General features: G+C 70.4%; 15 protein-coding genes. 2 read left to right on the top strand and 13 right to left on the bottom strand.

What is annotated here, in order from left to right:
- Nucleotides 1-472: 472 nt before the first annotated feature.
- The 3 genes from ASF35_RS06065 to ASF35_RS06055 are packed head-to-tail and all read right to left on the bottom strand — an operon-like array spanning nt 473 to nt 5465.
- Nucleotides 473-3400, bottom strand: coding sequence for an FAD-binding and (Fe-S)-binding domain-containing protein (locus ASF35_RS06065; protein WP_235499107.1), 2928 nt, complete (start codon nt 3398-3400; stop codon nt 473-475).
- The gene (locus ASF35_RS06060) at nt 3394-4713 is read right to left on the bottom strand and encodes a hydroxyacid-oxoacid transhydrogenase (protein ID WP_055964252.1); all 1320 of its coding nucleotides are present in this window, start codon (nt 4711-4713) and stop codon (nt 3394-3396) included. Before ASF35_RS06060 ends, ASF35_RS06065 begins: the two co-directional genes overlap by 7 nt.
- Nucleotides 4710-5465: a GntR family transcriptional regulator gene (locus tag ASF35_RS06055; protein ID WP_055964248.1), complete on the bottom strand. Its 756-nt coding sequence runs from the start codon at nt 5463-5465 to the stop codon at nt 4710-4712. The genes ASF35_RS06060 and ASF35_RS06055 overlap by 4 nt, the downstream gene beginning before the upstream one ends.
- 172 nt (nt 5466-5637) lie before the next feature.
- On the opposite strand from ASF35_RS06055, the gene ASF35_RS06050 reads away from it, so the two are divergent.
- Nucleotides 5638-6765: a hypothetical protein gene (locus ASF35_RS06050; protein ID WP_055964245.1), complete on the top strand. Its 1128-nt coding sequence runs from the start codon at nt 5638-5640 to the stop codon at nt 6763-6765.
- 29 nt (nt 6766-6794) lie between these two features.
- Here the strand turns inward: ASF35_RS06050 and ASF35_RS06045 are convergent, their stop codons facing one another.
- Complete coding sequence (locus ASF35_RS06045) at nt 6795-7289, bottom strand: NUDIX domain-containing protein (protein WP_055964241.1); 495 nt, start codon at nt 7287-7289, stop codon at nt 6795-6797.
- A 38-nt stretch (nt 7290-7327) separates the two neighbouring features.
- Between ASF35_RS06045 and ASF35_RS06040 the strand changes: the two genes are divergently transcribed.
- Nucleotides 7328-8407 carry an acyltransferase family protein gene (locus ASF35_RS06040; RefSeq protein ID WP_082495384.1) on the top strand — a complete coding sequence of 360 codons (1080 nt, stop codon included), beginning with the start codon at nt 7328-7330 and terminating at the stop codon, nt 8405-8407.
- 328 nt (nt 8408-8735) lie between these two features.
- On the opposite strand, the gene ASF35_RS06035 is transcribed toward ASF35_RS06040, so the two are convergent.
- From ASF35_RS06035 to ASF35_RS05995, 9 genes are all read right to left on the bottom strand, one after another.
- Nucleotides 8736-12581, bottom strand: a complete 3846-nt coding sequence (locus ASF35_RS06035) for a DNA-directed RNA polymerase subunit beta' (protein WP_055964235.1) — start codon at nt 12579-12581, stop codon at nt 8736-8738.
- Nucleotides 12582-12666: 85 nt separating this feature from the next.
- On the bottom strand, nt 12667-16152 hold the full coding sequence (gene rpoB, locus ASF35_RS06030; RefSeq protein ID WP_055964232.1) for a DNA-directed RNA polymerase subunit beta: 3486 nt from the start codon (nt 16150-16152) through the stop codon (nt 12667-12669).
- A 294-nt stretch (nt 16153-16446) separates the two neighbouring features.
- Nucleotides 16447-17373 carry a hypothetical protein gene (locus tag ASF35_RS06025; RefSeq protein WP_055964229.1) on the bottom strand — a complete coding sequence of 309 codons (927 nt, stop codon included), beginning with the start codon at nt 17371-17373 and terminating at the stop codon, nt 16447-16449.
- On the bottom strand, nt 17370-17996 hold the full coding sequence (locus ASF35_RS06020; protein WP_055964226.1) for a hypothetical protein: 627 nt from the start codon (nt 17994-17996) through the stop codon (nt 17370-17372). The genes ASF35_RS06025 and ASF35_RS06020 overlap by 4 nt, the downstream gene beginning before the upstream one ends.
- Nucleotides 17966-19180 carry an MCE family protein gene (locus ASF35_RS06015; RefSeq protein WP_055964224.1) on the bottom strand — a complete coding sequence of 405 codons (1215 nt, stop codon included), beginning with the start codon at nt 19178-19180 and terminating at the stop codon, nt 17966-17968. Before ASF35_RS06015 ends, ASF35_RS06020 begins: the two co-directional genes overlap by 31 nt.
- Nucleotides 19177-20649, bottom strand: a complete 1473-nt coding sequence (locus tag ASF35_RS06010; RefSeq protein ID WP_055964221.1) for an MCE family protein — start codon at nt 20647-20649, stop codon at nt 19177-19179. The genes ASF35_RS06015 and ASF35_RS06010 overlap by 4 nt, the downstream gene beginning before the upstream one ends.
- Nucleotides 20646-21839, bottom strand: coding sequence for an MCE family protein (locus ASF35_RS06005; RefSeq protein ID WP_055964218.1), 1194 nt, complete (start codon nt 21837-21839; stop codon nt 20646-20648). The genes ASF35_RS06010 and ASF35_RS06005 overlap by 4 nt, the downstream gene beginning before the upstream one ends.
- A complete protein-coding gene (locus ASF35_RS06000; protein ID WP_055964215.1) occupies nt 21836-22786 on the bottom strand; it encodes an MCE family protein in 951 nt (316 codons plus the stop codon). Before ASF35_RS06000 ends, ASF35_RS06005 begins: the two co-directional genes overlap by 4 nt.
- Nucleotides 22783-23886 (bottom strand): MCE family protein, encoded by a 1104-nt coding sequence (locus ASF35_RS05995; RefSeq protein WP_055964213.1) that lies wholly within the window; start codon nt 23884-23886, stop codon nt 22783-22785. Before ASF35_RS05995 ends, ASF35_RS06000 begins: the two co-directional genes overlap by 4 nt.
- Between the last annotated feature and the right edge of the window lie 55 nt (nt 23887-23941).

Below are 23941 nucleotides of genomic sequence, written 5' to 3'. Positions count from 1 at the left end.
AGATCCAGGCACAGCACTCAACAGTACCTTCCCGCACAACGCCCGAGCAAATCGCGGAGTTCCCGCGGCCGGGCTGCTCCGGACGGGTCTCGTCCTGCGGCTGCGTCGGCTCGGACTCGTCCTGCGGCTGCGCTGACTCGGCGCCGAGCCGGGTCAGGCTCCGAAAGGCCTCGAACGGGGAGCCGACCGGGCCGGCGGGGCCACCACCGGGCAGTGAGAGGTAGGTGGGCCGCGCCACGCGAGGGGTGGAGGTAGGCCGCCCGCGGATGGCGGGCCCGTATCCGCGGGCGGCCTACCTCCCGGGGCGGCTGAAGCGCGGGCCACCTACCGCGCGGGGCACGGAGCGGGCGCACCCGGATCGGCGCGCACCCAGGTCCCTCGTCGAGGCCTCCGCGGCGCAGGTCCGCGGCGAGGCGCGGCGGCGCAGCCGCAGGACGGGACGAAGCCGGGCGGCGCAGCCTCGGGACGAGACCTACTCCCCCGGCGCGAGCAGCTCGGTCAGGTGGATCGCCGGCACGTCGGCCAGGTCGTCGAGCTGGGTGCGGCAGGAGAAGCCGTCGGCCAGGACGACCGCGCCCTCCCCCATCGCGCGGACGGCGGGCATCAGCTGCTGCTCCGCGACCGCCACCGACACCTCGTAGTGGCCACGCTCGACCCCGAAGTTGCCGGCCAGGCCGCAGCAGCCCGACAGCCTCGTGACCGTGGCCCCGGTCCGGCCGAGCAGGTCCATGTCGGCCTCGAAGCCGAGCACCGACGACTGGTGGCAGTGCGGCTGGACGACGACCTCGGTGCCCCTGAGGTCCGGCGGCTCCCAGCCGTCGGTCCGCGCCAGCAGCTCGGCCACGGTGTGCACGCCTGCCGCGACCTCGACGGCCCGCGGGTCGTCGGTCAGCTCCACGGCGTCGGACCGCAGGACGGCGAGGCACGAGGGCTCGAGGCCGACCACCGGCACGCCGGCGGCGACGTACTCGTGCAGCACGGCCACGGTGCGCTCGACGAGCTCGCGGGCGGTGTCGAGCTGGCCGGTCGTGATCCACGTGAGCCCGCAGCAGGACTGCTTCTGCACGACCTCGACCCGGTAGCCGGCGGACTCCAGGAGCCGGACGGCGGCGAGGCCGCCCGACGTGGAGAAGTACTCGGTGAAGGAGTCGGCCCAGATCGCCACGCGCGGTCGCTCGTCGCGGGAGGCCTCGGCCCGAGCGGTGAGCAGCGGTCGCGCCGCCCGGCTGAAGCGCTGCGTGGCGAAGGCAGGCAGGCTGCGACGCTGGTCGACGCCCGCCACCCAGCGCGCCACGTGGGCGAGTCCGGGCACGCGCAGCGCGAGGTTCGCCAGGCGAGCCACCGGAGAGGTGAGCCGCGCCCAGAACGGCAGCTTGCCGAGCACGTAGTGGCTGCGGGGACGGACCCGCCCCCGGTAGGTCTGGTGCAGCACCTCGGACTTGTAGGTGGCCATGTCGATGCCGGTGGGGCAGTCGTTCAGGCAGCCCTTGCAGGAGAGGCAGAGGTCGAGCGCCTCGTGCACCTCGGGAGCGCGGTAGCCGCCGGTGACGAGACGTCCGTCGACCATCTCCTGCAGCACACGGGCGCGGCCACGGGTGGAGTCCTTCTCGTCGCGGGTGGCCTGGAACGAGGGGCACATGACGCCGTTCGACGTCCGGTTGTCGGCCAGGCACTTGCCGACGCCGGTGCAGCGGTGCACGGCGGCACCCAGGTCGCCGTCGTCGTGCAGCAGGCGCAGGCCGCGACGGGTGCCCTGGAGGCCCGCGGCCCAGCCCTTGCCCTGCGCGCGTAGATCGGCATCCAGGGCGCGCACGCCCGGCAGGGGTGCCGGGACTCCGCGGCCATGGGGGGCGGCGGACGGCACAGGATCGGGGTCGACGAGGACGCCGGGGTTGAGCAGGTCGTCGGGGTCGAGCACGTGCTTGACCCCGCGGAAGAGCGCGAGCGCCGGGGCGGAGTACATGAGCGGCAGCAGCTCCGAGCGGGCCCGGCCGTCGCCGTGCTCGCCCGAGAAGGAGCCGCCGTGCGACGCGGTCAGGCGGGCGGCGTCCTCGATGAAGGCCCGGTACCCGGCCGGACCACCGGGCTCGGAGATCGGGAAGTCGATCCGCACGTGCACGCAGCCGTCGCCGAGGTGGCCGTACGGCTCGCCGTGCAGGTCGTGCTGCTGGAGCAGGGCGTCGAAGTCGCGCAGGTAGGCGCCGACGCTCGCGGGCGGCACGGCGGCGTCCTCCCAGCCGGAGAGCGCGGGACGGTCCCAGATGCGTGAGGCGAGACCGGCGCCCTCCTCGCGGATCCGCCAGAACGCCGCCTGCTCGGCCACCGACGTGACGTGGCGGTGCGCCAGCGCGGCCGAGTCGGCCACGACGCGGTCGGCGTGGGCCGCGAGCTCGGCGGGGTCGTCGCCGGCCAGCTCCACGTAGAGGAAGCCGCCGCCGCGGGGGTACTCGGGCACGCCCGCGGCACCCTTGGCGGCCCGGTAGACCTCGATGATCCGGGCGCCCAGGCCCTCGCAGGCGATCGGACCGTGCGGAAGCATGGTGGGCACGTCGTCCCCGGCCTCGGCCATCGACCCGTAGCCCAGCACGACGAGGTGCACGTGGCGCGGCGTGGCCACGAGGTCGACGGTGGCGCCGAGCAGCACGCCGAGCGTGCCCTCGGACCCGGCCATGAAGGACGCGACGTCGAAGCCCCGCTCGGGCAGCAGGTGCTCGAGGCTGTAGCCGGAGACCTGGCGGCCGAAGCGGCCGAGCTCGGTGCGCACGGTCGCGAGGTCGGTCGCGACGACGTCGCGCAGCCGGTCCAGGGTGGGCGACGTCGCGGTGACGTCACGGCCCACCACCAGGCGCTCCCCCGTCCCCGTGGCGAGGTCCAGCGCGGCCACGTTGTCGGAGCTGCGGCCGTACCCGAGGGCACGGTTGCCGCACGCGTTGTTGCCGATCATGCCGCCGATCGTGCAGCGGGTGTGCGTGGACGGGTCGGGCCCGAAGCGCAGGCCCTGCGGCGCCGCGACCTTCTGCAGCGCAGCGTGCACCACACCCGGGTCGACCCGTGCGACCCGCCGCTCGGCGTCGACCTCGTGCACCCGGTTGAGGTGCTTGGCGAAGTCGACCACGATCCCGGTGCCGACGGCGTTGCCGGCGATGGAGGTGCCGGCGCCGCGGGACGTGACGGGCACCCCGGTGGCGCGCGACGCGTCGAGGACGGCGAGCACCTCGTCGACCTCGCGCGGCCGCACGACCACCTGCGGCACGACGCGGTAGAGCGAGGCGTCGGTGCTGTAGAGCGCACGCGTGGTGGTCGAGTCGTCGACGTCGGCGACGCCGCGGCGGCGCAGCTCGGCCACCACGTCGGTCGCGGAGGCGCTCCCGGCCGTCGGCGGCGCCTCGAGGCTCACCACAGCTCGAGCGAGGCGTCGAGGATCCCCGCGACGTCGTCCTCGGTGACCTCGCGCGGGGCCGTGGCGAGGAGGCGCTGCTGCTTCATGGCGCCCTCGACGAGCGGGTCGAGGTCGGCGGCGCCGAACCCGACGGCGGCGAGGCCGGCGGGGATGCCGACGTCGCGCATGACCGCCGTGAGAACCTGCGGCAGCAGGTCGGCCGGGTCGTCGGTCATGACGGCGTCGGGGTCGAGCAGCCGGGCGGCGCGCACGTGGCGGTCGGGGGCGGCGTCGAAGGTGAACCGGAACGCGGCGGGTGCGGTGAGGGAGACCGCCATGCCGTGCGGCACCAGGCCGGCGTGGCCGGAGGCGCCGTCGTCGGCCGGGTAGTGGTCGGGACGGAACTCGCGGACCTGTCCGGCGATCGGGTAGGCGTTCGCGTGCGGGATGTGCACGCCCGCGTTGCCGAACCCGAGCCCGGCGAAGGTGGCGGCCGTGGCCACCTGCGTGCGCGCCTCGAGGTCGCCGCCGTGGGTCACGGCGCGGCGGAAGGACGTGGCCATGAGGGCGAGCGCGCGCTCGGACCAGACGTCGGAGATCGGGTTGGAGCCGCAGTAGGGCACCCGCTGGTCGGCGGTCTTGGCCTCGTAGGACGCGTAGGGCCGAGCCGTGTAGCTCTCCAGCGCGTGGCACAGGATGTCGAGCCCGGACGCGGCGGTCACGTTCGCCGGCTGGGTCAGGGTCAGCTCGGGGTCCACGACGGCCAGGGTCGGCCGCAGCCGGGGGTGGGAGATGCCGGTCTTGACGTGCTGGCTCACCACGTCGAGGACGCAGATGGTCGTGCTCTCGCTGCCCGTCCCGGTCGTGGTCGGCACGGCCACGAGGGGAAGCAGCGGGTTGGCCGGGGCGCGACCGCCGCCGACGGGGGCGTTCACGTAGTCCATGAGCTCGCCGTCGTTGGTCAGCATCAGGTCGACGGCCTTGGCGGTGTCGATGCTGCTGCCGCCACCGACCGCGAGCACGGCGTCGAACGGGCCGTTCTCGCGGGCGAAGGCGATGGCCTCGAGCAGGCTCGCGTCGGTGGGCTCCACCCGACTCCGGTCGAAGGTCACGACGTCGATCCCGTCGCGACCGACGCGCTCGGCGATCTCGGCGGGCGCCCCGGTGGCGGCCACGCCGGGGTCGGTCACGAGCAGCACCCGCCGCGCGCCCAGCACGGCGAGGTCGTGGCCGAGCTCGTGGCGCGCGCCGACGCCCAGCTTGAGGCCGGGAGCACCGTAGGTGAAGACGGTCTCGGGATGGTCGGGGGTGAACCCGCTCGCACCGTGGCTCATGTCCGCTCCTGCCGGCCGGGATCCGATGATCGGGAGATGTCGTCCGACAGTAGCATGCTACTGACGACGAACGAGGCGGTCCGCGTCCTCCAGGCCGCGACGTCGACCTCCGGGTCCAGCTGGCGCGCGAGCAGCTCGGCGGTGTGCACGAGGTGGTCGCGCATGAGCACCGCCGCGCTCCGGACGTCACCGGCGACGACCGCCTCGACGATGGGCGTGTGCTCCTCGAGGATCTCCTGCGCACCACGCGACCGGTGCAGGGTCACCGCGCCTCGCGCCTGGATGGAGGCGCGCAGCGCCAGCACCTCCTCCCCCAGCCTGCTGTTGCCGCTCACCGCGTGCAGGGCGGCGTGCAGGGCCCGGTCGTGGCCGTCGAACGCCTGCTCGTCCCCGTCCCTGGCCGCCTGCGCCATCGCCGCCAGGTGACGCTCCAGAGCGGCGCACTGGTCGGCGTCGGCGTGCCGTGCGGCGAACGCGGCGGCGGGGACCTCCAGCAGCAGGCGCAGGTCGAAGACCTCCAGCACGTCCTGCACCGTGACGCCCCGGACCCGGAGCCCCCGGTTGCGCTCGACCGTGACGAGCCCGGCGTCGGCCAGGCGGAGCACGGCCTCGCGCACGGGGGTGCGGGAGACCTCGAGCTCGTCGGCGAGCCGGTAGATCGAGTGCTGGGACCCCGGAGCCATCCGACCGGTCAGGATCTCCTCCCGCAGGCGGGCGAACACCCGCTCGGCGGTCGTCGTGCGGGCGGTCATCGCGTCGCCTCCTCGCCCCGTGTCCGGACCTGACGCGCCAACCTACCGCGCCTGCGTCGACCTGGGAGGCGCACCGTTGTGCGCCTGCGGCAGGATGGAACGGACCGGTTCGCGCTCCGGACCGGTCGAGGCACGCCCCCGCACCGGGCTCGACCCAGCCCCGAGGAGACCCATGAGACGGACCGCGACCCTGCTCGCCCTCGTCGGCGTGCTCACCCTCGGCGCGTGCGAGACCCGGTCCCAGTCCGACGTCGACCCGAGTGCCGACCCGAGCGCCCAGGCCTCTGCCGCCGTCGACGTCACCGAGCACGAGTCCGGCCCGCAGAGCCCGATCTCCTACGGGCTGGAGGTGCCCTCCGGCGCCGCGCAGCTCGGCCCGCTCGTGCGCTACCGCAGCCCCGCACTCATCCAGGCCTACCAGCCGCAGCTCGACGCGGCCGAGGCCCAGAGGGAGGCGGCCGAGGCCGACGGCGACGAGGACGCCTCCGAGGCACCGGAGCCCACGCCGAGCGAGAGCGAGACGCCCGCGACGCGCCCCAGCGACGACACGTTCGCCCTCATCGACGACGCACCTCGCCCCGACGTCACGATCTCGCTGCTGCGCGTCGACGGGGACCCGACGCTCGTGCTGCGGCGGCTGATCGCCCAGGTCAACGCCGTCATCCCCGATGCCAACCTCGTCGAGGACGACCTCTCGCAGTACTGCAGGGCCGAGGGCAAGCGGATCACCGGCTGCACGGTCTCCGCGCGCGGCGCCACCGCCGACGACCGCGACATCCGCATCACCATCACCGCCGACCCCGGCGACGTGGCCACCCGCACCGCGTACCCGGCCAGCGACCGCCGCCCCGTCATGACCGTGCGCGCCGAGTACCTGGGCGATCCCCGCAGTGGTCAGCTGGAGCCCCGCGCCTCCTCGGCCGAGGTCCCCCGCGACGTCGAGGGCGAGGACCGGTCCGGGCTCATCTGGCCGAGCATGGACGTCGAGGCCGAGGGCAGCGAACCCCTGCTCGACGGACGCTGGACCGTCCCGTCCACGGGGACCCTCCTGCTGAGCGGCGACCGACCGCGCTTCGCGGCCGTCGTGGCCGACCGGGTGCGCGAGGCCGACGCGATCGCCGAGGACTTCGCGGCCAGCGTCGGGACGCCCACCAAGGACGTGGTGGAGGACCTCAACGAGATCAGCACGACGTACTCGGCGCGCGGCGAGGACGGGAGCCGCGCCCGCGCGACCTTCGTGCTGTCGGCCCGCGGGAGCTACGCGATGCTCTTCTACACGCCCACGCCCGCCAAGCCCTGATCGTCCCGGCTCGCTACCGACACCGCCCGCTACCGGTACTGGTCGAGGTGGTCGAGCGCGTGCTGGACGGCGGGCAGCAGCCGGCGTTCTCCGTCGTCGACGTGGTCGAGCGGGAGCCAGGCCGCGACGTCGGCGGTGCCGTCGACCTCGACGACCCGAGGCGCGGGCAGCGGTCGGCCGGGCCCTGCCCCCTCGACGGTGACGGCGTACAGCAGGTGGACGCCGTGGTAGTCCTCGAACCGGTCGTCGCGCCCGGGCGCCACGGTGTGCACGTCGTGGACGTCGACCAGGCGGCTGGTGGTCGCGGCGAGACCCGTCTCCTCGTGCAGCTCGCGCAGCACGGCGTCGTGCGGCGACTCCCCGTGCTCGACGCCGCCGCCGGGCAGCGCCCACCACCCCGCGGGGTAGCCGGACGGCGAGACCCGGGTCAGCAGCAGGTGCGGCACGCCGCACTCGTCGTCGACGACCACGACCGCATAGGCACCCAGTCGCTGCGTGCGACGCGCGTCCTGGCTGCTCGTCATCGGCTCCCCCTTGCCCGCTCCACTAGAGTTCATCCACGATGAGCGCTCTCGACCCGTTGCCCGTGACGACCGCTGCCCCCAAGGAGCGTGTCGCCTACCTCGACAACGCACGGTACTGGGTGATGCTGCTCGTCGTGATCGGGCACTCCCTGACGCAGTTCGTGGCCATGGACTCGGCGCGCGGCGTGTACGTGTGGATCTACGCGTTCCACATGCCGTTCTTCATCCTGATCTCCGGGTACACCGCGCGCCGGTACATGGGCGACGCCCGCCAGGTGCGGCGGATCGTCAGCACCCTCGTCGTCCCGTACCTGATCGTCGAGATCTCGATGCAGATGATCACGCGCCACTACACCGACGAGCCGGACCCCTACATGTTCCTCTCGCCCCAGTGGCTGGCCTGGTTCATGGCGGCGCTGTTCGTGTGGCGGCTGACCACCCCGATCTGGCGGGCGCTGAAGTACCCCATCACGACGTCGATCGCCATCTCGCTCCTCGTCGGGCTCATCGAGGTGCCGAACGTGCTCGCGCTGCCGAAGATCCTGGGGTTCCTGCCCTTCTACGTGATCGGGCTGCACATGAGTCGCGAGCGCTTCGAGCGGCTGGCCGACACCCGCATCCGCATCGCGTCGGCGCTGCTGCTCGCCGGCAGCTTCGTGGTCTGCTACCTGTACTCGGCCGACTGGACGCTCGACTGGCTGCTCTGGAAGCAGCGCTACGACGAGGACCCGTTGGGCGCCACCCCGCTCGAGGGGATCACGCAGCGCGCCGAGCTGTTGGTGGTGGGCCTCGTGCTCACGTTCGCGGCCCTCTCGCTCGTGCCGCGTCGACGCTCGTGGACGACGCTCATGGGCAGCCGCACCTTCTACTGCTACCTCCTGCACGGCTACATCATCCTGGTCCTGCGGTACCAGTTCGAGGTCTTCGACCGGATCGACCGGTACGGCGCCCCCGCCGCGGCCCTCACGATGGTAGTGGCCGTCGTGGTGGCCAACCTGCTGATGACCAAGCTCGTCTCCACCGTCTTCCGACCGGTCTTCGAGCCGCGCCTGACCTGGTTGTTCCGTCCCGAGGCGGACGCGAAGCCGGCCGAGAAGAAGGCGGCCACGGCGGGCTGAGTCGGCGCGCTGCCGGCGGTAGGTCTCGACCTGCGTGGGCGCTGCCTGCGCGGATCCGGTCCGGGCGTCGGGGTGACGCAGGATGCTGCGTTCGTCGGGGCCCGACGACAGCCCGAGAGCTCGACGAAGGTCCCGCCCCGCCGCCCGGTCGAGGCTCTTTCGGAGACCGCGCCGAGCGCTGGCCGAGGCAGCGCACCAGAAAGGTCGCGACCCCCTGCGAGAGCGCACCGGTGGGTCGGACGAAGGGCGACAGCGCACCACCACGTCACCCGCCCGAACGCCGACGGCCCCGGACCGTGAGGTCCGGGGCCGTCGGGGTGTCAGTCGCTCAGGACTCGTACGACGTGAAGTCGTAGTCGTCGAGCTGGACGGGCTGGCCGTCGGCGGAGCCGAAGCCGTAGTCGTAGGACTCGTAGCCCGTGACGGCGTACGCCGCCTGGCGTGCCTCCTCGGTGGGCTCGACCCGGATGTTGCGGTACCGGTCGAGACCGGTGCCTGCCGGGATGAGCTTGCCGATGATGATGTTCTCCTTCAGGCCACGCAGCGAGTCCGACTTGCCGTGGATCGCCGCGTCGGTGAGGACGCGGGTCGTCTCCTGGAAGGAGGCGGCCGACAGCCACGACTCGACGGCCAGCGAGGCCTTCGTGATGCCCATCAGCACCGGACGACCCGAGGCCGGGGTGCCGCCCTCGGCGACGACCCGACGGTTCTCGGACTCGAACGTCGCACGATCGGCCAGGTCACCGGGGATCAGGTTGGAGTCACCCTGCTCGATGACCGTCACCCGACGCAGCATCTGCCGCACGATGATCTCGATGTGCTTGTCGTGGATCGCCACGCCCTGGCTGCGGTAGACCTCCTGGACCTCGTCCACGAGGTGCTCCTGCGCCCGACGGACACCGAGGATGCGCAGGACCTCCTGCGGGTCCGGCGTGCCGTGCGTGAGCTGGTCGCCGACCTCGACGTGGGAGCCGTCCTCGATGAGCAGGCGCGAGCGCTTGCTGACCGGGTACTCCTGCTCCTCGGACCCGTCGTCGGGGACGACGACGAGCTTGCGGGTCTTGTCGGTGTCGTCGATGCGCACCCGTCCGGCCGACTCCGTGATGGGAGCGCGACCCTTGGGCTGGCGTGCCTCGAACAGCTCGACCACGCGCGGCAGACCGTGCGTGATGTCGTCACCGGCCACACCACCGGTGTGGAAGGTACGCATGGTCAGCTGCGTGCCGGGCTCACCGATCGACTGGGCGGCGATGGTGCCGACCGCCTCGCCGATGTCGACGAGCTTGCCGGTGGCCAGCGAACGGCCGTAGCACTTGGCGCAGGTACCGGCCGCCGCCTCGCACGTGAGCACCGTGCGGACCCGGATGGACTCCACACCGGCCACGACGAGCTGGCTGATCTCGACGTCGCCGAGGTCGCCACCGGCCTCCACGAGCACCTCGCCCGTCTCCGGGTGCGTGATCTGGGTGGCCGCGCTGCGCGAGTACGCCGAGGTCTCGACGTTCTCGGCGGGCACGAACGTGCCGTCGTCCAGGCGGGTCGCGATCACCTTGGGCAGACCGCGCTCGGTGCCGCAGTCCTCCTCGCGGATGATCACGTCCTGGCTGACGTCGACGAGTCGACGCGTCAGGTAGCCGGAGTCGGCCGTGCGCAGGGCGGTGTCGGCCAGGCCCTTGCGGGCACCGTGCGTCGCGATGAAGTACTCGACGACGCTCAGGCCCTCACGGAAGTTGGCCTTGATCGGGCGCGGGATGATCTCGCCCTTCGGGTTGGCCACGAGGCCACGCATGGCGGCGATCTGACGCACCTGCATCATGTTGCCTCGCGCACCCGAGTGGACCATCATCCAGATCGGGTTGTCGGCGTCGGCCGTGAACTTCTTCTCCATCTCGCTGGAGACCTCGGCCGTGGCCTGGGTCCAGATCTCGATGAGCTCCTGGCGCCGCTCGTCCTCGGTGATGAGACCGCGGTCGAACTGCTGCTGGACCTTGGCAGCCTGACCCTCGTACTTGGTGAGGATCTCCTGCTTGTTCTCCGGCGTGACGACGTCCTCGATGGAGATGGTGACGCCCGAGCGCGTGGCCCAGTGGAAACCGGTCTCCTTGAGGTTGTCGAGCGCGACGCCCACGTCGATCTTGCTGTAGCGCTCGGCGAGGTCGTTGACGATGACCCCGAGCTCCTTCTTGCCGACCTGGTAGTTCACGTACGCGTAGTCGTCCGGCAGCGCCTGGTTGAAGATGGCGCGACCCAGCGTGGTCTCGCGCGACTCGACCGTTCCGTCGACGCCCGGGATGCGGATGCGCACCTTGCTCTGCAGGGTGATCTCGTGGCGGTCGAACGCCATGACCGCCTCGGAGACCGAGCTGAACGCACGACCCTCGCCCACGTGCCCCTCACGCTCGAGCGTGAGGAAGTACAGGCCGATGATCATGTCCTGGGTCGGCATGGTGACCGGGCGGCCGTCGGACGGCTTCAGGATGTTGTTCGTGCTCAGCATGAGGATGCGGGCCTCGGCCTGCGCCTCGGCGCTCAGCGGCAGGTGCACGGCCATCTGGTCACCGTCGAAGTCGGCGTTGAAGGCCGAGCAGACGAGCGGGTGGATCTGGATGGCCTTGCCCTCGATGAGCTGCGGCTCGAACGCCTGGATGCCCAGACGGTGCAGGGTGGGTGCACGGTTGAGCAGCACGGGGTGCTCGGTGATGACCTCCTCGAGCACGTCCCAGACCTCGGCCCGGACTCCGCGCTCGACCATGCGCTTGGCGCTCTTGATGTTCTGCGCGTGGTTGAGGTCGACGAGACGCTTCATGACGAACGGCTTGAACAGCTCGATCGCCATCTGCTTGGGCAGACCGCACTGGTGCAGCTTGAGCTGCGGGCCGACCACGATGACCGAACGGCCGGAGTAGTCGACGCGCTTGCCGAGCAGGTTCTGACGGAACCGACCCTGCTTGCCCTTGAGCATGTCCGAGATGGACTTGAGCGGACGGTTGCCCGGCCCCGTGACGGGACGGCCACGACGGCCGTTGTCGAACAGCGAGTCGACGGCCTCCTGCAGCATCCGCTTCTCGTTGTTGACGATGATCTCGGGCGCGCCGAGGTCGAGCAGTCGCTTGAGGCGGTTGTTGCGGTTGATGACGCGGCGGTACAGGTCGTTGAGGTCGCTCGTCGCGAAGCGGCCACCGTCGAGCTGGACCATCGGACGCAGCTCCGGCGGGATCACCGGGACGGCGTCGAGGACCATGCCCTCGGGGTGGTTGCTGCTGCCGAGGAACGCGGAGACGACCTTGAGGCGCTTGAGCGCACGGGTCTTCTTCTGGCCCTTGCCGGTGGCGATGATCTCGCGCAGCGACTCGGCCTCGGCGTCGAGGTCGAACGACTGCAGGCGCTTCTGGATGGCGGCGGCGCCCATGTACCCCTCGAAGTACGCACCGAAGCGGTACGTCATCTCGCGGTAGAGCATCTCGTCGCCCTCGAGGTCCTGGACCTTGAGGTTCTTGAAGCGGTCCCAGACCTCGTTCAGGCGGTCGATCTCGCGCTGGATGCGGTCACGACGCTGCTTGGCCTCACGCTCGGCGGCGTCCTTGACCTTGCGCTTGGCGTCGGCCTTGGCACCCTCGGCCTCGAGGGCCTTGAGGTCCTCCTCGAGCTTCTGCAGACGCTCGTTGACCTCGTTGTCGCGACGGGTCTCGAGCTGCTCGACCTCGAGGCCGATCTTCGACTCCAGGGACGACAGGTCGCGGTGACGCGCGTCCTCGTCGACGCGGGTGATCATGTAGGCCGCGAAGTAGATGACCTTCTCGAGGTCCTTCGGGGCGAGGTCGAGCAGGTAGCCCAGACGGCTGGGAACACCCTTGAAGTACCAGATGTGGGTGACGGGAGCGGCGAGCTCGATGTGGCCCATGCGCTCGCGACGGACCTTCGAACGGGTCACCTCGACGCCGCAGCGCTCGCAGATGATGCCCTTGAAGCGCACGCGCTTGTACTTGCCGCAGTAGCACTCCCAGTCCCGGGTGGGACCGAAGATCTTCTCGCAGAAGAGGCCGTCACGCTCAGGCTTGAGCGTGCGGTAGTTGATCGTCTCAGGCTTCTTGACCTCGCCGAACGACCACTGACGGATGTCGTCCGCGGTGGCGAGGCCGATCTTGAGCTGATCGAAGAAGTTCACGTCGAGCACGTTGTCTTCTTTCCCTTACGTTTCGAAAGTTCTGTGTAGAGCGGGGAGTGAGGGTGGGGCGCCGCCGAGGCGGCGCCCCAGGGGCTCACACTTCTTCGACGCTGGAGGGCTCGCGACGCGACAGGTCGATGCCGAGCTCCTCGGCGGCGCGGAAGAGGTCTTCCTCCGCGTCGCGCATCTCGACCCTCGAGCCGTCGGCCGAGAGGACCTCGACGTTCAGGCACAGCGACTGCATCTCCTTGACGAGCACCTTGAAGGACTCCGGGATGCCGGGCTCGGGCACGTTCTCGCCCTTGACGATGGCCTCGTAGACCTTCACGCGGCCCACGATGTCGTCGGACTTGATCGTCAGGAGCTCCTGCAGCGCGTACGCGGCACCGTAGGCCTCGAGGGCCCAGACCTCCATCTCACCGAAGCGCTGGCCACCGAACTGGGCCTTACCGCCGAGCGGCTGCTGGGTGATCATCGAGTACGGACCGGTCGAGCGGGCGTGGATCTTGTCGTCTACCAGGTGGTGCAGCTTCAGGATGTACATGTAGCCGACGCTGATCGGGTCGGGGAACTTCTCGCCGGTACGACCGTCGAAGAGCACCGCCTTGCCGTCGGGGCCGACCATGCGCTCGCCGTCGCGGTTGGGCAGGGTCGAGGCGAGCAGGCCCTGGATCTCGTCCTCGCGGGCACCGTCGAAGACGGGCGTCGCGATGTTGGAGTTCGAGGGTGCCCGGTCGGCGCCGATGGCGCGCAGCCGGTCGGCCCACTCGTCCTTCATGTCCTTGATGTCCCAGCCGGCCTTGGCGACCCACCCGAGGTGGATCTCCAGCACCTGGCCGACGTTCATGCGGCCGGGCACGCCCAGCGGGTTCAGCACGATGTCGACCGGCGTCCCGTCCTCGAGGAACGGCATGTCCTCGATGGGCAGGATCTTGGAGATGACGCCCTTGTTGCCGTGACGTCCGGCCAGCTTGTCGCCGTCGGAGATCTTGCGCTTCTGCGCCACGTACACGCGCACCAGCTGGTTCACGCCGGGGCTCAGCTCGTCGCCGTCGGCCGCGTCGAACACGCGGACGCCGATGACGGTGCCGGACTCGCCGTGGGGCACCTTGAGCGACGTGTCGCGGACCTCGCGCGCCTTCTCGCCGAAGATGGCGCGCAGCAGGCGCTCCTCCGGCGTCAGCTCGGTCTCGCCCTTGGGCGTGACCTTGCCGACGAGGATGTCGCCGTTGCCGACCTCCGCGCCGATGCGGATGATGCCGCGCTCGTCGAGGTCGGCCAGCATCTCCTCGCTGACGTTCGGGATGTCGCGGGTGATCTCCTCCGGGCCCAGCTTGGTGTCGCGCGCGTCGACCTCGTGCTCCTCGATGTGGATCGAGGTGAGCAGGTCGTCCTGCACGACGCGCTGGCTGAGGATGATCGCGTCCTCGTAGTTGTGGCCCTGCCAGGGCATGAAGGCCACGAGCAGGTTGGTGCCTAGAGCCATCTCGCCCTCGTCGGTGCACGGACCGTCGGCCAGCGGGGTGCCGACCTCGACGCGCTGGCCCTCGGCGACGAGGGGGCGCTGGTTCGTGCAGGTGCCGTGGTTGGAGCGGCGGAACTTGGCCAGGCGGTACGTGGTGTACGTGCCCTCGTCCTCCATGATCTCGACCATGTCGGCCGAGACCTCCTTGACCACACCCGCCTTCTTGGCGATCGTGACGTCGCCGGCGTCGACGGCGGCACGGAACTCCATGCCGGTACCGACGAGCGGGGCGTCGTTGCGCACCAGCGGCACGGCCTGACGCTGCATGTTGGCGCCCATGAGCGCGCGGTTGGCGTCGTCGTGCTCGAGGAACGGGATCAGCGCGGTCGCGACCGACACCATCTGGCGCGGCGAGACGTCCATGTAGTCGACGTCGCCCGCGGGGCGCAGCTCGGCCTCGCCACCGCGCTGGCGCACCAGCACGGCGTCGTCGACGAACGTGCTGTCGTCGGTGAGCGGCGAGTTCGCCTGGGCGATGATGTAGCGGTCCTCGTCCGTGGCGGTCAGGTAGTCGATCTGCTCGGTGACCGTGCCGTCGACGACCTTGCGGTACGGCGACTCGATGAAGCCGAACGCGTTGATCCGACCGTAGGAGGCGAGCGAGCCGATGAGGCCGATGTTCGGGCCTTCCGGCGTCTCGATCGGGCACATGCGGCCGTAGTGCGACGGGTGGACGTCGCGGACCTCGTAGCCGGCGCGCTCACGCGACAGACCACCCGGGCCGAGGGCGTTCAGACGACGCTTGTGCGTCAGGCCCGCCAGCGGGTTGTTCTGGTCCATGAACTGCGACAGCTGGCTCGTGCCGAAGAACTCCTTCAGCGCCGCCACGACCGGACGGATGTTGATGAGCGTCTGCGGCGTGATGGCCTCGACGTCCTGGGTGGTCATGCGCTCGCGCACGACGCGCTCCATGCGGGCCAGGCCCGTGCGGAGCTGGTTCTGGATCAGCTCGCCGACCGTGCGGATGCGACGGTTGCCGAAGTGGTCGATGTCGTCGGCCTCGACGATCGTGGAGCCCACGGGCGTCTCGAGCTCGGTCTCGCCGGCGTGCAGCGCCACCACGTACTTGATGGTCGCGACGACGTCGTCGATCGTCAGCGTCTGCTGGTCGAAGGCCTCGTCCGCGCCCAGCTTCTTGTTGACCTTGTGACGACCGACCTTCGCGAGGTCGTACCGCTTCGTGTTGAAGTAGTAGTTGTCGAGCAGGTTCTGGGCGGCCTCGCGCGACGGCGGCTCGCCCGGACGCAGCTTGCGGTAGATGTCGAGCAGCGCCTCGTCCTGGGTCTGGACGTTGTCCTTCTCCAGCGTGAGGCGGATCGACTCGTACTGGCCGAACTCCTCGAGGATCTGCGCCTCGGTGAAGCCGAGGGCCTTGAGCAGCACGGTGACGCTCTGCTTGCGCTTGCGGTCCAGACGGACGCCGACGAGGTCGCGCTTGTCGACCTCGAACTCCAGCCAGGCGCCACGCGACGGGATGACCTTCGCGGTGTAGATGTCCTTGTCGGACGTCTTGTCGGGCGTGCGCTCGAAGTAGACGCCCGGCGAGCGGACGAGCTGGCTGACGACGACACGCTCGGTGCCGTTGATGACGAAGGTGCCCTTGCCGGTCATGAGCGGGAACTCACCCATGAAGACGGTCTGGCTCTTGATCTCGCCGGTCTCGTTGTTCATGAACTCGGCGGTCACGAACAGCGGGGCGGCGTAGGTGACGTCGCGGTCCTTGCAGTCCTCCACCGAGTACTTCGGCGGCTCGAACCGGTGGTCGCGGAACGACAAGCTCATCGTCTCGGAGAAGTCCTCGATGGGCGAGATCTCCTCGAAGATCTCCTCCAGACCGGACTTCGTGGAGATGTCGGTGCGGCCGGCAGCGAGGGATGCCTCGACCTCGGCCTTCCACTTCTCGCTGCCGATCAGCCAGTCGAAGCTGTCGGTCTGCAGGGCCAGGAGCTCGGGAACCTCGAGCGGTTCGGAGATCTTGGCGAAGGAGATGCGGCGGGGGGCGTTCTTGTCCCCGGTGTTCTGGACAGGTGCGGCGGCGGTGCGCGAGGCGGCCAAGAGGGGTCCTTCCAAAGGCTCGCAAAGGGGTGTCACGTGATGGACTGCGCGCATGACTGACGCCCCCAGTCAAGGGGCAACGAGGGCGACGAGGTGGGCGCGAAGAATCAGTCTAGCCCCCGGGCCCACACGCACGCAAGCCTGGTCCTTGACAAGACGGCCGGTATGGTTCAGAGTATTCGGCCGCTCGTACGCGGAGCAGCGTGTTGGGACTGCAATGCCAGTGATTCTCGAGGACCCCAGGCGCCCGGTCGGCACCGGGCGAAGCACCGTCGCCCGCGGGCGGGCGTTGGTTCAGAGGGCCTGGATGTCGTCGACGAGCCAGCGGCCGTCGCGCTCGACCATGGTGAGCTCGACACGGTTGCCGAAGACCGTCGGCACCTGCGACCCGTCGGCGAGCCGAGCCTGGTCGACGAAGAGCAGGACCTTCGCCTCGCTGCGCGTGCAGTCGTCTCCGCACGGCAGCGCAGCGGAGTCGCGGGTCGTGGCCTCGACCTGGATCTTGCGCTGCGGAGCCAGGTCGTTGAGGGCCGGCGAGATGGTCTCGAAGTCCTTCGCGAACGAGGGCGTCATGACGTCCTTGGAGTCCTCGAGGTACTGGTCGAGCTGGTCGTAGCGATACGTGAAGATCGTCTCCGCCGCGGACGCCGCGGTCTCGGCCGCCTCCTCGTGGGCGCCGTCCACGCCGTGCGTCTGGCGCCACTCGACGACGCCCCGGTACCCGAAGAACGCGCCGAACACGAGCGAGGCCACCACCATGGCGAGCAGCAGGACCCGCCCGAGCGGCGGGCGGCCACGCGGACCGCTCGGCTCCACCGGAGCGGCCGACGTGGTCTCCGACGCGCCCTCCCCGTCGGTGGCCGCGGCTGCGGCGGCGCGATCCTGACGACGCGCGACCCGCGGAGCCACGCGCGGCGCGGCGACACGGTCCTCGTCGTGGTCCTGGTCCGCGCCGGTCCCGACCTGCGCGGCGTCGGCGGCGCCGGTGTCGCGGTCGTCGGTCGGGGTCGCCTCGGGTGCAGCAGGACCCGTGGTCGACTCCTCGACGGGCGTGGCCGGCTCCTCGCGCGGGGTCGAGCCGGGCGTCGACGTCGGAGGCGTGCCGGGACGCGCGACAGGCTTCTTGACGACCTTCTTGGCCGGTCCGGGGCGGGGCGCGTCGCTCGGCTTGCTCTCGCCGGCGATGCGGCGGCGCCTCGAGGGTCCGTCGTGGGTGCTCACTGGTCGGCCTCCGGCGTCTCCTGGGGCTCCGCGCCGGCGCTCGGGGTGGCGCTCGGCGCCGGGGTGGCGCCGCCGTCGGTGCCGGGCTCGCCCGTGGTGGCGTCGAGCGGCACGACGGTCTCGAACTGGCTCACGAGCCAGTCGTCGCCGCTGCGCGTGAGCGTGACCTTCCAGCGGAAGCGACGCTGCACGGCTGCCTCGTCTGCCGACGTCGTGATCGAGGCGTCGACGGCGACGATGGCCACGGCCGAGTCGTCGTCGATGCTGTCGACGGCGACCCCGAGCACGTTGGCGGCGCCGCTCTTCTGGTCCTTGGACTCGAGGGCTCCGAAGACGGCGCCGGTGATCCGCTCGAACTCGGTGTAGTAGCCCGGCGTCAGCAGCGGCTTCATCCGCTTCTGGTAGTCCGCGAGGTCGGCCACGTCGTAGGTGTTGTACACCGTGGCGAAGTCGTTGACCCGCGCCGCGACGGCGGAACGGTCGGAGTCCTCGCCGCCGTCGCCGATCACCCGCGGCACCACCAGGCCCGCGGCCCCCACGAGCACGCCGAGGACGGCGAGCACGACGAGGATGCGGGAGGAGCGGTGCGCGGTCAGCTGGTCGCCGGTCCGAGCAGGAGCCACTTCCACGAGTCCTTTCCGGCGGCGTCCGCCCCGGTCCCCACGGCGGCCCGGTCACGGTTGATGACGGTCTTGTCGGGCCCGCGCGGGACCTTGTCCTTGACGATACAGCCGGCCTCAAGGTCGAACTGCATGTCGTACAGCTCCTGCGGCTCGCGCCGCGGGCGCTGGCCGTTGTCGTCCTCGTCGCACGGCTTGATCGCGGCCGGGTCGGCCGGGTTGGTGATGACCAGGCCGAACGTGGCGTCGAACTCGCCCTCGGCCTGCTTGGCCGGGGCGACCACGCTGAACGAGCCCTCGAGCAGGTACGGGTAGAGGATCGCCAGCACGCGCAGCGACTTGGCGTTGCGTGCGAGCGGCTCGGTGGCCGAGCGCAGGTCGGCGAAGATCGTCTGCAGCTGCGCTGCGTTCTCCTCCACGACGTCGTTGACGAGCGCCGCGCTCGGCGCGCCCTCGTCGACCAGACGTCGCAGGTCCGGGTCCGCGTCGACCAGCGTGTCCGAGAGCAGAGCGAGGTTCTCGGCGAACGTCGCGAGCTGGGGCTGCTTGTCGATCTGGGTCTGCAGGACTCCCGAGGAGTTGCGGATGAGGCTCTGGGTCACGCCGAGGTTCTCCTGGGCGGCCTCGATGAACTCCGACGACGTGTCGAGGATGCGCTCCAGGTCGGGCGCGGTCCCCTCGAAGGCGGCGCCGAGCTCGTCGACCACGGTCTTGAGGCTGCCGGTGTCGATGCTGGAGACCAGCGAGTTCAGGTTGAGCAGCAGCGTCGTGGTGGAGATCGGGATGTTCGTGTCCGACCGCGGGATGACGGTGCCGGCCTTGAGGTACGGGGCCTGGTTGGAGCGCGGCGACAGGTCGACGTACTGCTCGCCGATGGCCGACTTGTTGGCCACGGTGGCGACCACGTCGTCGGAGATCTTGGGGGCGCTCTTCTCGATGTCGAGGATCACGTCCACGCCGTCGTCGGTGAACTTCAGCTGCTTGACCTTGCCGACCGCGATGCCGCGGTAGGTCACCTCGGCGCCGGCGAAGATGCCGCCGGAGTCGGCGAAGTCGGCCGTGACCGGGAAGGTCCGGTCGACGAAGAGCCGGTCGAGCTGGGCGTACTTGCCGCCGACGAAGGTCGCACCGACCGCCACGATGATGGCGAAGATGACGAGCTGGATCTTGGTGAGCCTGGTGATCATCGCGACACCACCGGTCCGAGCACGAGCCGGCCGACGTCCTCGGTCTGCTCCGCCATCAGCTGGCTCGTGGTGGTGACCCGGCAGTTGCCGAGCAGCGCGCAGATGCCGCTCCCACCGGATCCGCCCTGGCTCGAGCCGCCCCCGCCCGACCTGCTCGACCCCGCGGACGGCGAGGCACTGGGCCTCGGCGTGGTGCCGGTGAGCGAGCCGAGGCCACCGTCGGTGGGCAGCGACGTGAGGCCCTCGACCAGGTCGACGAGCTGGCCCGCCGGGTCCGTCGCGGTCTCGTCCTCGGCGGGCGCCTCGGCGGTGGCCCCGGCCGGGACGAGCGTGTTGCCGAGCGACAGCAGGCCCTCGATCAGGCTCGTGAGCTGGTTGGTGTTGAGCGACAGGTTGATGTCGAGGTTCATGAAGTCGCCGTAGCAGGCGCCGTCGGCCACGTCCTGACGGACGGTCGCATCGTTCTGCGTGGAGGCGTCGTCGGGGTTGTAGGCCGTGCAGGGGTTGCTCGCACGAGCCGGGCTGCCGCCGACGATCGCGTCGGTGAACGGGAAGCTGAAGATCAGCTGGCTCGCGGTCGCGAGGTCGTCACCGGCGTTCGCCAGCTCGCGCAGCGTCGGCTCGAGGTCGCGCAGCACCGCGAGCGTGTCGTCCTTCGACCGGCGGATGACCCCGGTCGCGGTGTCGCTGAGCCGGTCGAGCGAGGTGAGCAGGCCGACGAGGTCGTCGCGCTGGGCGTTCAGCACCCGCAGGGCCTCGGGCAGGTCGTCGAGTGCGGCGGTGATGGCGCCCTCCTGGTCCTGCGTGGCCCGGGCGAGGTTGTCGACCTTCTCGAGCGCGGTGAGGATGTCGGCCTTGTTGTCGTCGAGCTGACCGACGAACGTCGTGGTGCTCTGCAGGAGCTGCTTGATCTCCGGCTCGTTGCCGTCGAGCGTCTTGTTGAGCTCTTTGACGATGGTGTTGGTCTTCTCGAGCCCGCCGCCGTTGAGCAGCAGCGAGGCAGCGCCCAGCACCTCCTCGATGTCGGGATTGCGTCCCGAGCGGTCGAGCGGGATGCGGTCGCCGTTGCCGAGCTGGCCCACACCGCCGGTGGTCGGCGGGGCGAGCGAGACGAACTTCTCGCCCAGCAGGCTCGTCTGACGGATCTGGGCCTCGGCGTTGTCGGGCAGCTCCACGTCGCGGTTGATCTTGAGCGTGGCGGTGGCCGTCCAGCCGTCGAGCCGGATCTTGGTGACCTTGCCGACCGCGATGTCGTCGACCCGGACGGCGCTCTGGGGCACCAGGTCGAGGACGTCGCGGAACTGCACCGTGACGGTGTACGGGTCGGACCCGAGGTCCGCGCCGCCGGGCAGCGGGAGCTCGTAGGGCGAGAACGAGCAGCCCGAGAGCAGCACGGCGCTCGCCGCGCCGGCGGCCACGGTCCGCCAGGGGCGTCGTCGCGTGGAGGTGTTCACGGTCCGGGTGCTCATCGGTCCACCGCCAGCATCTGGGAGAGGGACGTGTCGGTGCGGTCCGGCGACGTGGGCTCGGCCACCGCCGCGTTCGCCACTGCGGCCCGTGGGAGCGGGAGCCCGCCGATGATCGGCGAGACGATCCCGTCGAGGATCGGCCCGAGCACGTCCTCGCAGGGTCCGTTGAGGTCGATCGGCAGCTGCTCGCTGAGGTTGCAGAGGAGGTCGCCGGGGTTCTCGGCGGCCCCGAGCACGAGACCCAGGACGTCGGCGTGGTTGTCGAGCGTGCCGGAGTCGCCGTTGTAGGCCAGCGCGACGTTCGACAGCGCCGTGGGGCCACTCACGGTGAACTCCTCGAGGTCCTTCTGGTGGTCACCCAGCACCTCGGCGATCGTGGCGAGCTGCTTGACGTTGCCGCGCAGCTCCGAGCGGTTGTCCTTGACGAGCCCGCGCACCTCGACGAGGGCCTTGGCCAGCGCCTTCACGGTGGCCTGGAGGTCCTCGCGCTCGCCCTCGAGCACGGTGGAGACCTCCGCCGTGCTGTCGAAGAAGTCGCGGACCGCCTGGTCGTTGGTCTGGAGCAGCTGCACGAACTGGTCGACCTCGCGCATGCTGCCGAACAGCTCGTCCTTGTTGTCGGAGAGCGTCTGGCTGAGCTTGCCGAAGTTGCGCAGGGTCTCGTTGAGCTGGGTGCCCTGGCCGTCGAGCTGCGCCGCGGTGTCCTTCACCAGGTTGCTCACGGCACCGTTCCTGTTGGCGCCGTCGGGACCCAGGGCCACCGACAGGTCGTCGAGCGACTTGTAGATCTGGTCGAGCTCCACCGGCACGGCGGTGCGGTCGACGCCCAGCCGGGCGCCGTCCGCCAGCACCTGTCCACCGTCGTAGGCCGGGGCCAGCTGCACGAACCGGTCCCCCACGATCGACGGCGAGACCACGACGGCCTTGACGTCGGCCGGCAGCTTGACGTCGGCGTCGTAGGAGATCGTCGCGCGCACGGTCTCGCCGCGCGGGACGAGCCGGTCGACGGTGCCGACGGCCACGCCGAGGATGCGGACGTCGGAACCCTCGTACAGCGAGTTGGTCTGGGCGAAGTCGACCGTGATCGTGTTCTTCGCGTCGCGCTGGCCGAAGACGATCACCAGTCCCACGACGAGGACGAGGGCGACGAGCACGGTGAGGATGCGGGCGACGCCGGCGAGCCTGGTCATCCGGCACCTCCGATCTTGACGTAGGTCTCGAACCACGGACCGTTGCCCAGGGCGTTGGCGAAGACCCGCAGGAAGCCGGGCATCACGGTGAGGGCGCGGTCGAGGCTCTGCTCGTTGCGCGCCAGCATGGTCGTGACGGCGCGCAGCTGCCTGAGGGCGGGCTTGAGGTCGGCCTCCGTGTCGTCCACGAGGGCGCTGAGCTGCTCGGAGATCTCCTGCGTCGAGACGAGCAGGCGGTGGATGGCCTCGCGTCGCTCGGTGACCGCGTCGAAGAGGACCGAGGAGTCCTTCACCAGCTGGACGAGCTCGTCGTCGCGCGAGTTGATGACACCCGTGACCTTCTTGAGGTTCACCAGGAGGGTGTTGATCTGGTCGTCGCGCGCCGCGAGGTTGCGCGAGAGGTCCGAGACCCCGCGGATCGCGCCGCGGAACTCCTCGGGCGTCTGGGCGGCGACGTCGGACAAGGTCTCGAGCGCGTCGGAGATCTGGCCGACGTCGAGCGCGTCGGTGGTGGTGCTGAGGTCGGAGAAGGCCTGCACCACGTCGTACGGCGGCACCGTGCGGGACACCGGGATCGTGGTGCCCTTCTCGAGGCGGCCCGAGCCCGAGGGCGTGAGTGCCAGGAACTGCGCGCCGAGGAGGGTGCGGATGCGGATCTCCGCACCTGTCTCGCGGCCCAGCCGCGTGCCCTTGTCGACCTTGAACGTGACCTTGACCTTGTTGCCAGCGAGCTCGATGCCACGCACCTTGCCGACCGGCACGCCGGCCACGCGGACCTCGTTGCCGTCCTTGAGGCCACCGATCTCGGAGAACTCGGCGTGGTACGTGTCCCCTGCGCCGATGATCGGGAGCCGATCGGCGCGGAAGGCCGCGACGAGGAGCAGCGCGATGATCGTGAACCCGAGCAGGCCGATGATGACGGGGTTGCGTTCGCGGAAGGGCTTCATGAGGCGGCCTTCCCGTACTCGCCGTTGCCGGTGCGGCAGCGGTCGCCGCCGGCCTGGACGGCACCCAGCTCGCTGATCAGGCCGTCGAGCAGGCCGTCGAGCGGGGTTCCGGTGAGCTGGGAGACGTCGACGTTCAGCTCGCAGACGTAGAAGTTGAACAAGCTGCCGTTGGAGGCCAGGTTGCCCAGCTTCTCCATCTTGATGGGCAGGATCTGCACGGCTTCCTCGATGGTCTTGAGGTTGCGCTCGCTCGACAGGTTCTTGGTCAGGCGGCGCAGCTGCTTGACGTCGGCCGTGAGGTCGGGCCGGCCTTCCACGAGCAGGTTGGAGGTCTCGGTGGTGAGGTCGGAGATCGAGTCGAGCGAGCCGAGGATCGCCTCGCGGTCGCCCTTCAGGCCGGTGACGAACTGCTGCAGGGTGTCGATCGTGGCCGTGAGCTGCTGGTCGCGGCTGCCGATCGTGTCGAGTACGTCGGACAGGTTCACCACGACGTCGCCGATGAGCTCGTCGCGGTCGGCGAGCGTGCTGGTCAGCGACGCGGTGCGGGCCAGCAGGCTCTGCACGTTGCCGGCCTCGCCCTGCAGGGTCTGGACGATCTCGAAGGCGAACTTGTTGGTGTCCGACGGTGACAGCGCCTGGAAGACGGGCTTGAAGCCGTTGAGCAGCACGTTGAGGTCGAGTGCCTCCTCGGTGCGGTCCTGCGGGATGGTCGAGCCCGGGGCCAGGCGTGCGGTGCCGCCCTCGCCGCCCTGGAAGAGCGCCAGGTAGCGCTGGCCGACGAGGTTGCGGAACCGCAGCTGCGCGTTGGTGTCCTGGGTGAGCGGGGTCGAGGTGCGCACCGAGAAGGTGATGATGGCCTCGTCGGTGTCGTGGATCTCGACCTTCTTGATCGACCCGACTGAGACGCCGGCGATGCGGACGTCGTCGCCCTTGGCCACGCCGGTGACGTCGGAGAAGACGGCCTTGTACTCGTTGCTGCTGCCGAGGTTGGCCCCGCTGAGGGTCAGCATCAGCAGGAACGTGGCCGCACCGGTGACGGCGAAGAAGATCGACAGCTTGACGATCGCAGAGATGGACTCGCGGTCCAGAGCCTTGCTCATCGCGTCACCCCCGTCGGAAGAGCACGGTACGGGAGCAACGCGATGAGGTGCTGGT

The organism is Aeromicrobium sp. Leaf291 (assembly GCF_001423365.1).
GTDB lineage: Bacteria > Actinomycetota > Actinomycetes > Propionibacteriales > Nocardioidaceae > Aeromicrobium.
Note: the sequence above shows the minus strand (reverse complement) of the source record. Positions and strands in the feature narration are given on the sequence as shown.

Coding starts and splice junctions, on each gene's coding strand:
- ASF35_RS06005 (WP_055964218.1), bottom strand. CDS start 21,839: ATGACCAGGCTCGCCGGCGTCGCCCGCATCCTCACCGTGCTCGTCGCC.
- ASF35_RS06010 (WP_055964221.1), bottom strand. CDS start 20,649: ATGAGCACCCGGACCGTGAACACCTCCACGCGACGACGCCCCTGGCGG.
- ASF35_RS06060 (WP_055964252.1), bottom strand. CDS start 4,713: ATGAGCCACGGTGCGAGCGGGTTCACCCCCGACCATCCCGAGACCGTC.
- ASF35_RS06050 (WP_055964245.1), top strand. CDS start 5,638: ATGAGACGGACCGCGACCCTGCTCGCCCTCGTCGGCGTGCTCACCCTC.
- ASF35_RS06040 (WP_082495384.1), top strand. CDS start 7,328: ATGAGCGCTCTCGACCCGTTGCCCGTGACGACCGCTGCCCCCAAGGAG.
- ASF35_RS05995 (WP_055964213.1), bottom strand. CDS start 23,886: ATGAGCAAGGCTCTGGACCGCGAGTCCATCTCTGCGATCGTCAAGCTG.
- ASF35_RS06000 (WP_055964215.1), bottom strand. CDS start 22,786: ATGAAGCCCTTCCGCGAACGCAACCCCGTCATCATCGGCCTGCTCGGG.
- ASF35_RS06055 (WP_055964248.1), bottom strand. CDS start 5,465: ATGACCGCCCGCACGACGACCGCCGAGCGGGTGTTCGCCCGCCTGCGG.
- ASF35_RS06045 (WP_055964241.1), bottom strand. CDS start 7,289: ATGACGAGCAGCCAGGACGCGCGTCGCACGCAGCGACTGGGTGCCTAT.
- ASF35_RS06015 (WP_055964224.1), bottom strand. CDS start 19,180: ATGATCACCAGGCTCACCAAGATCCAGCTCGTCATCTTCGCCATCATC.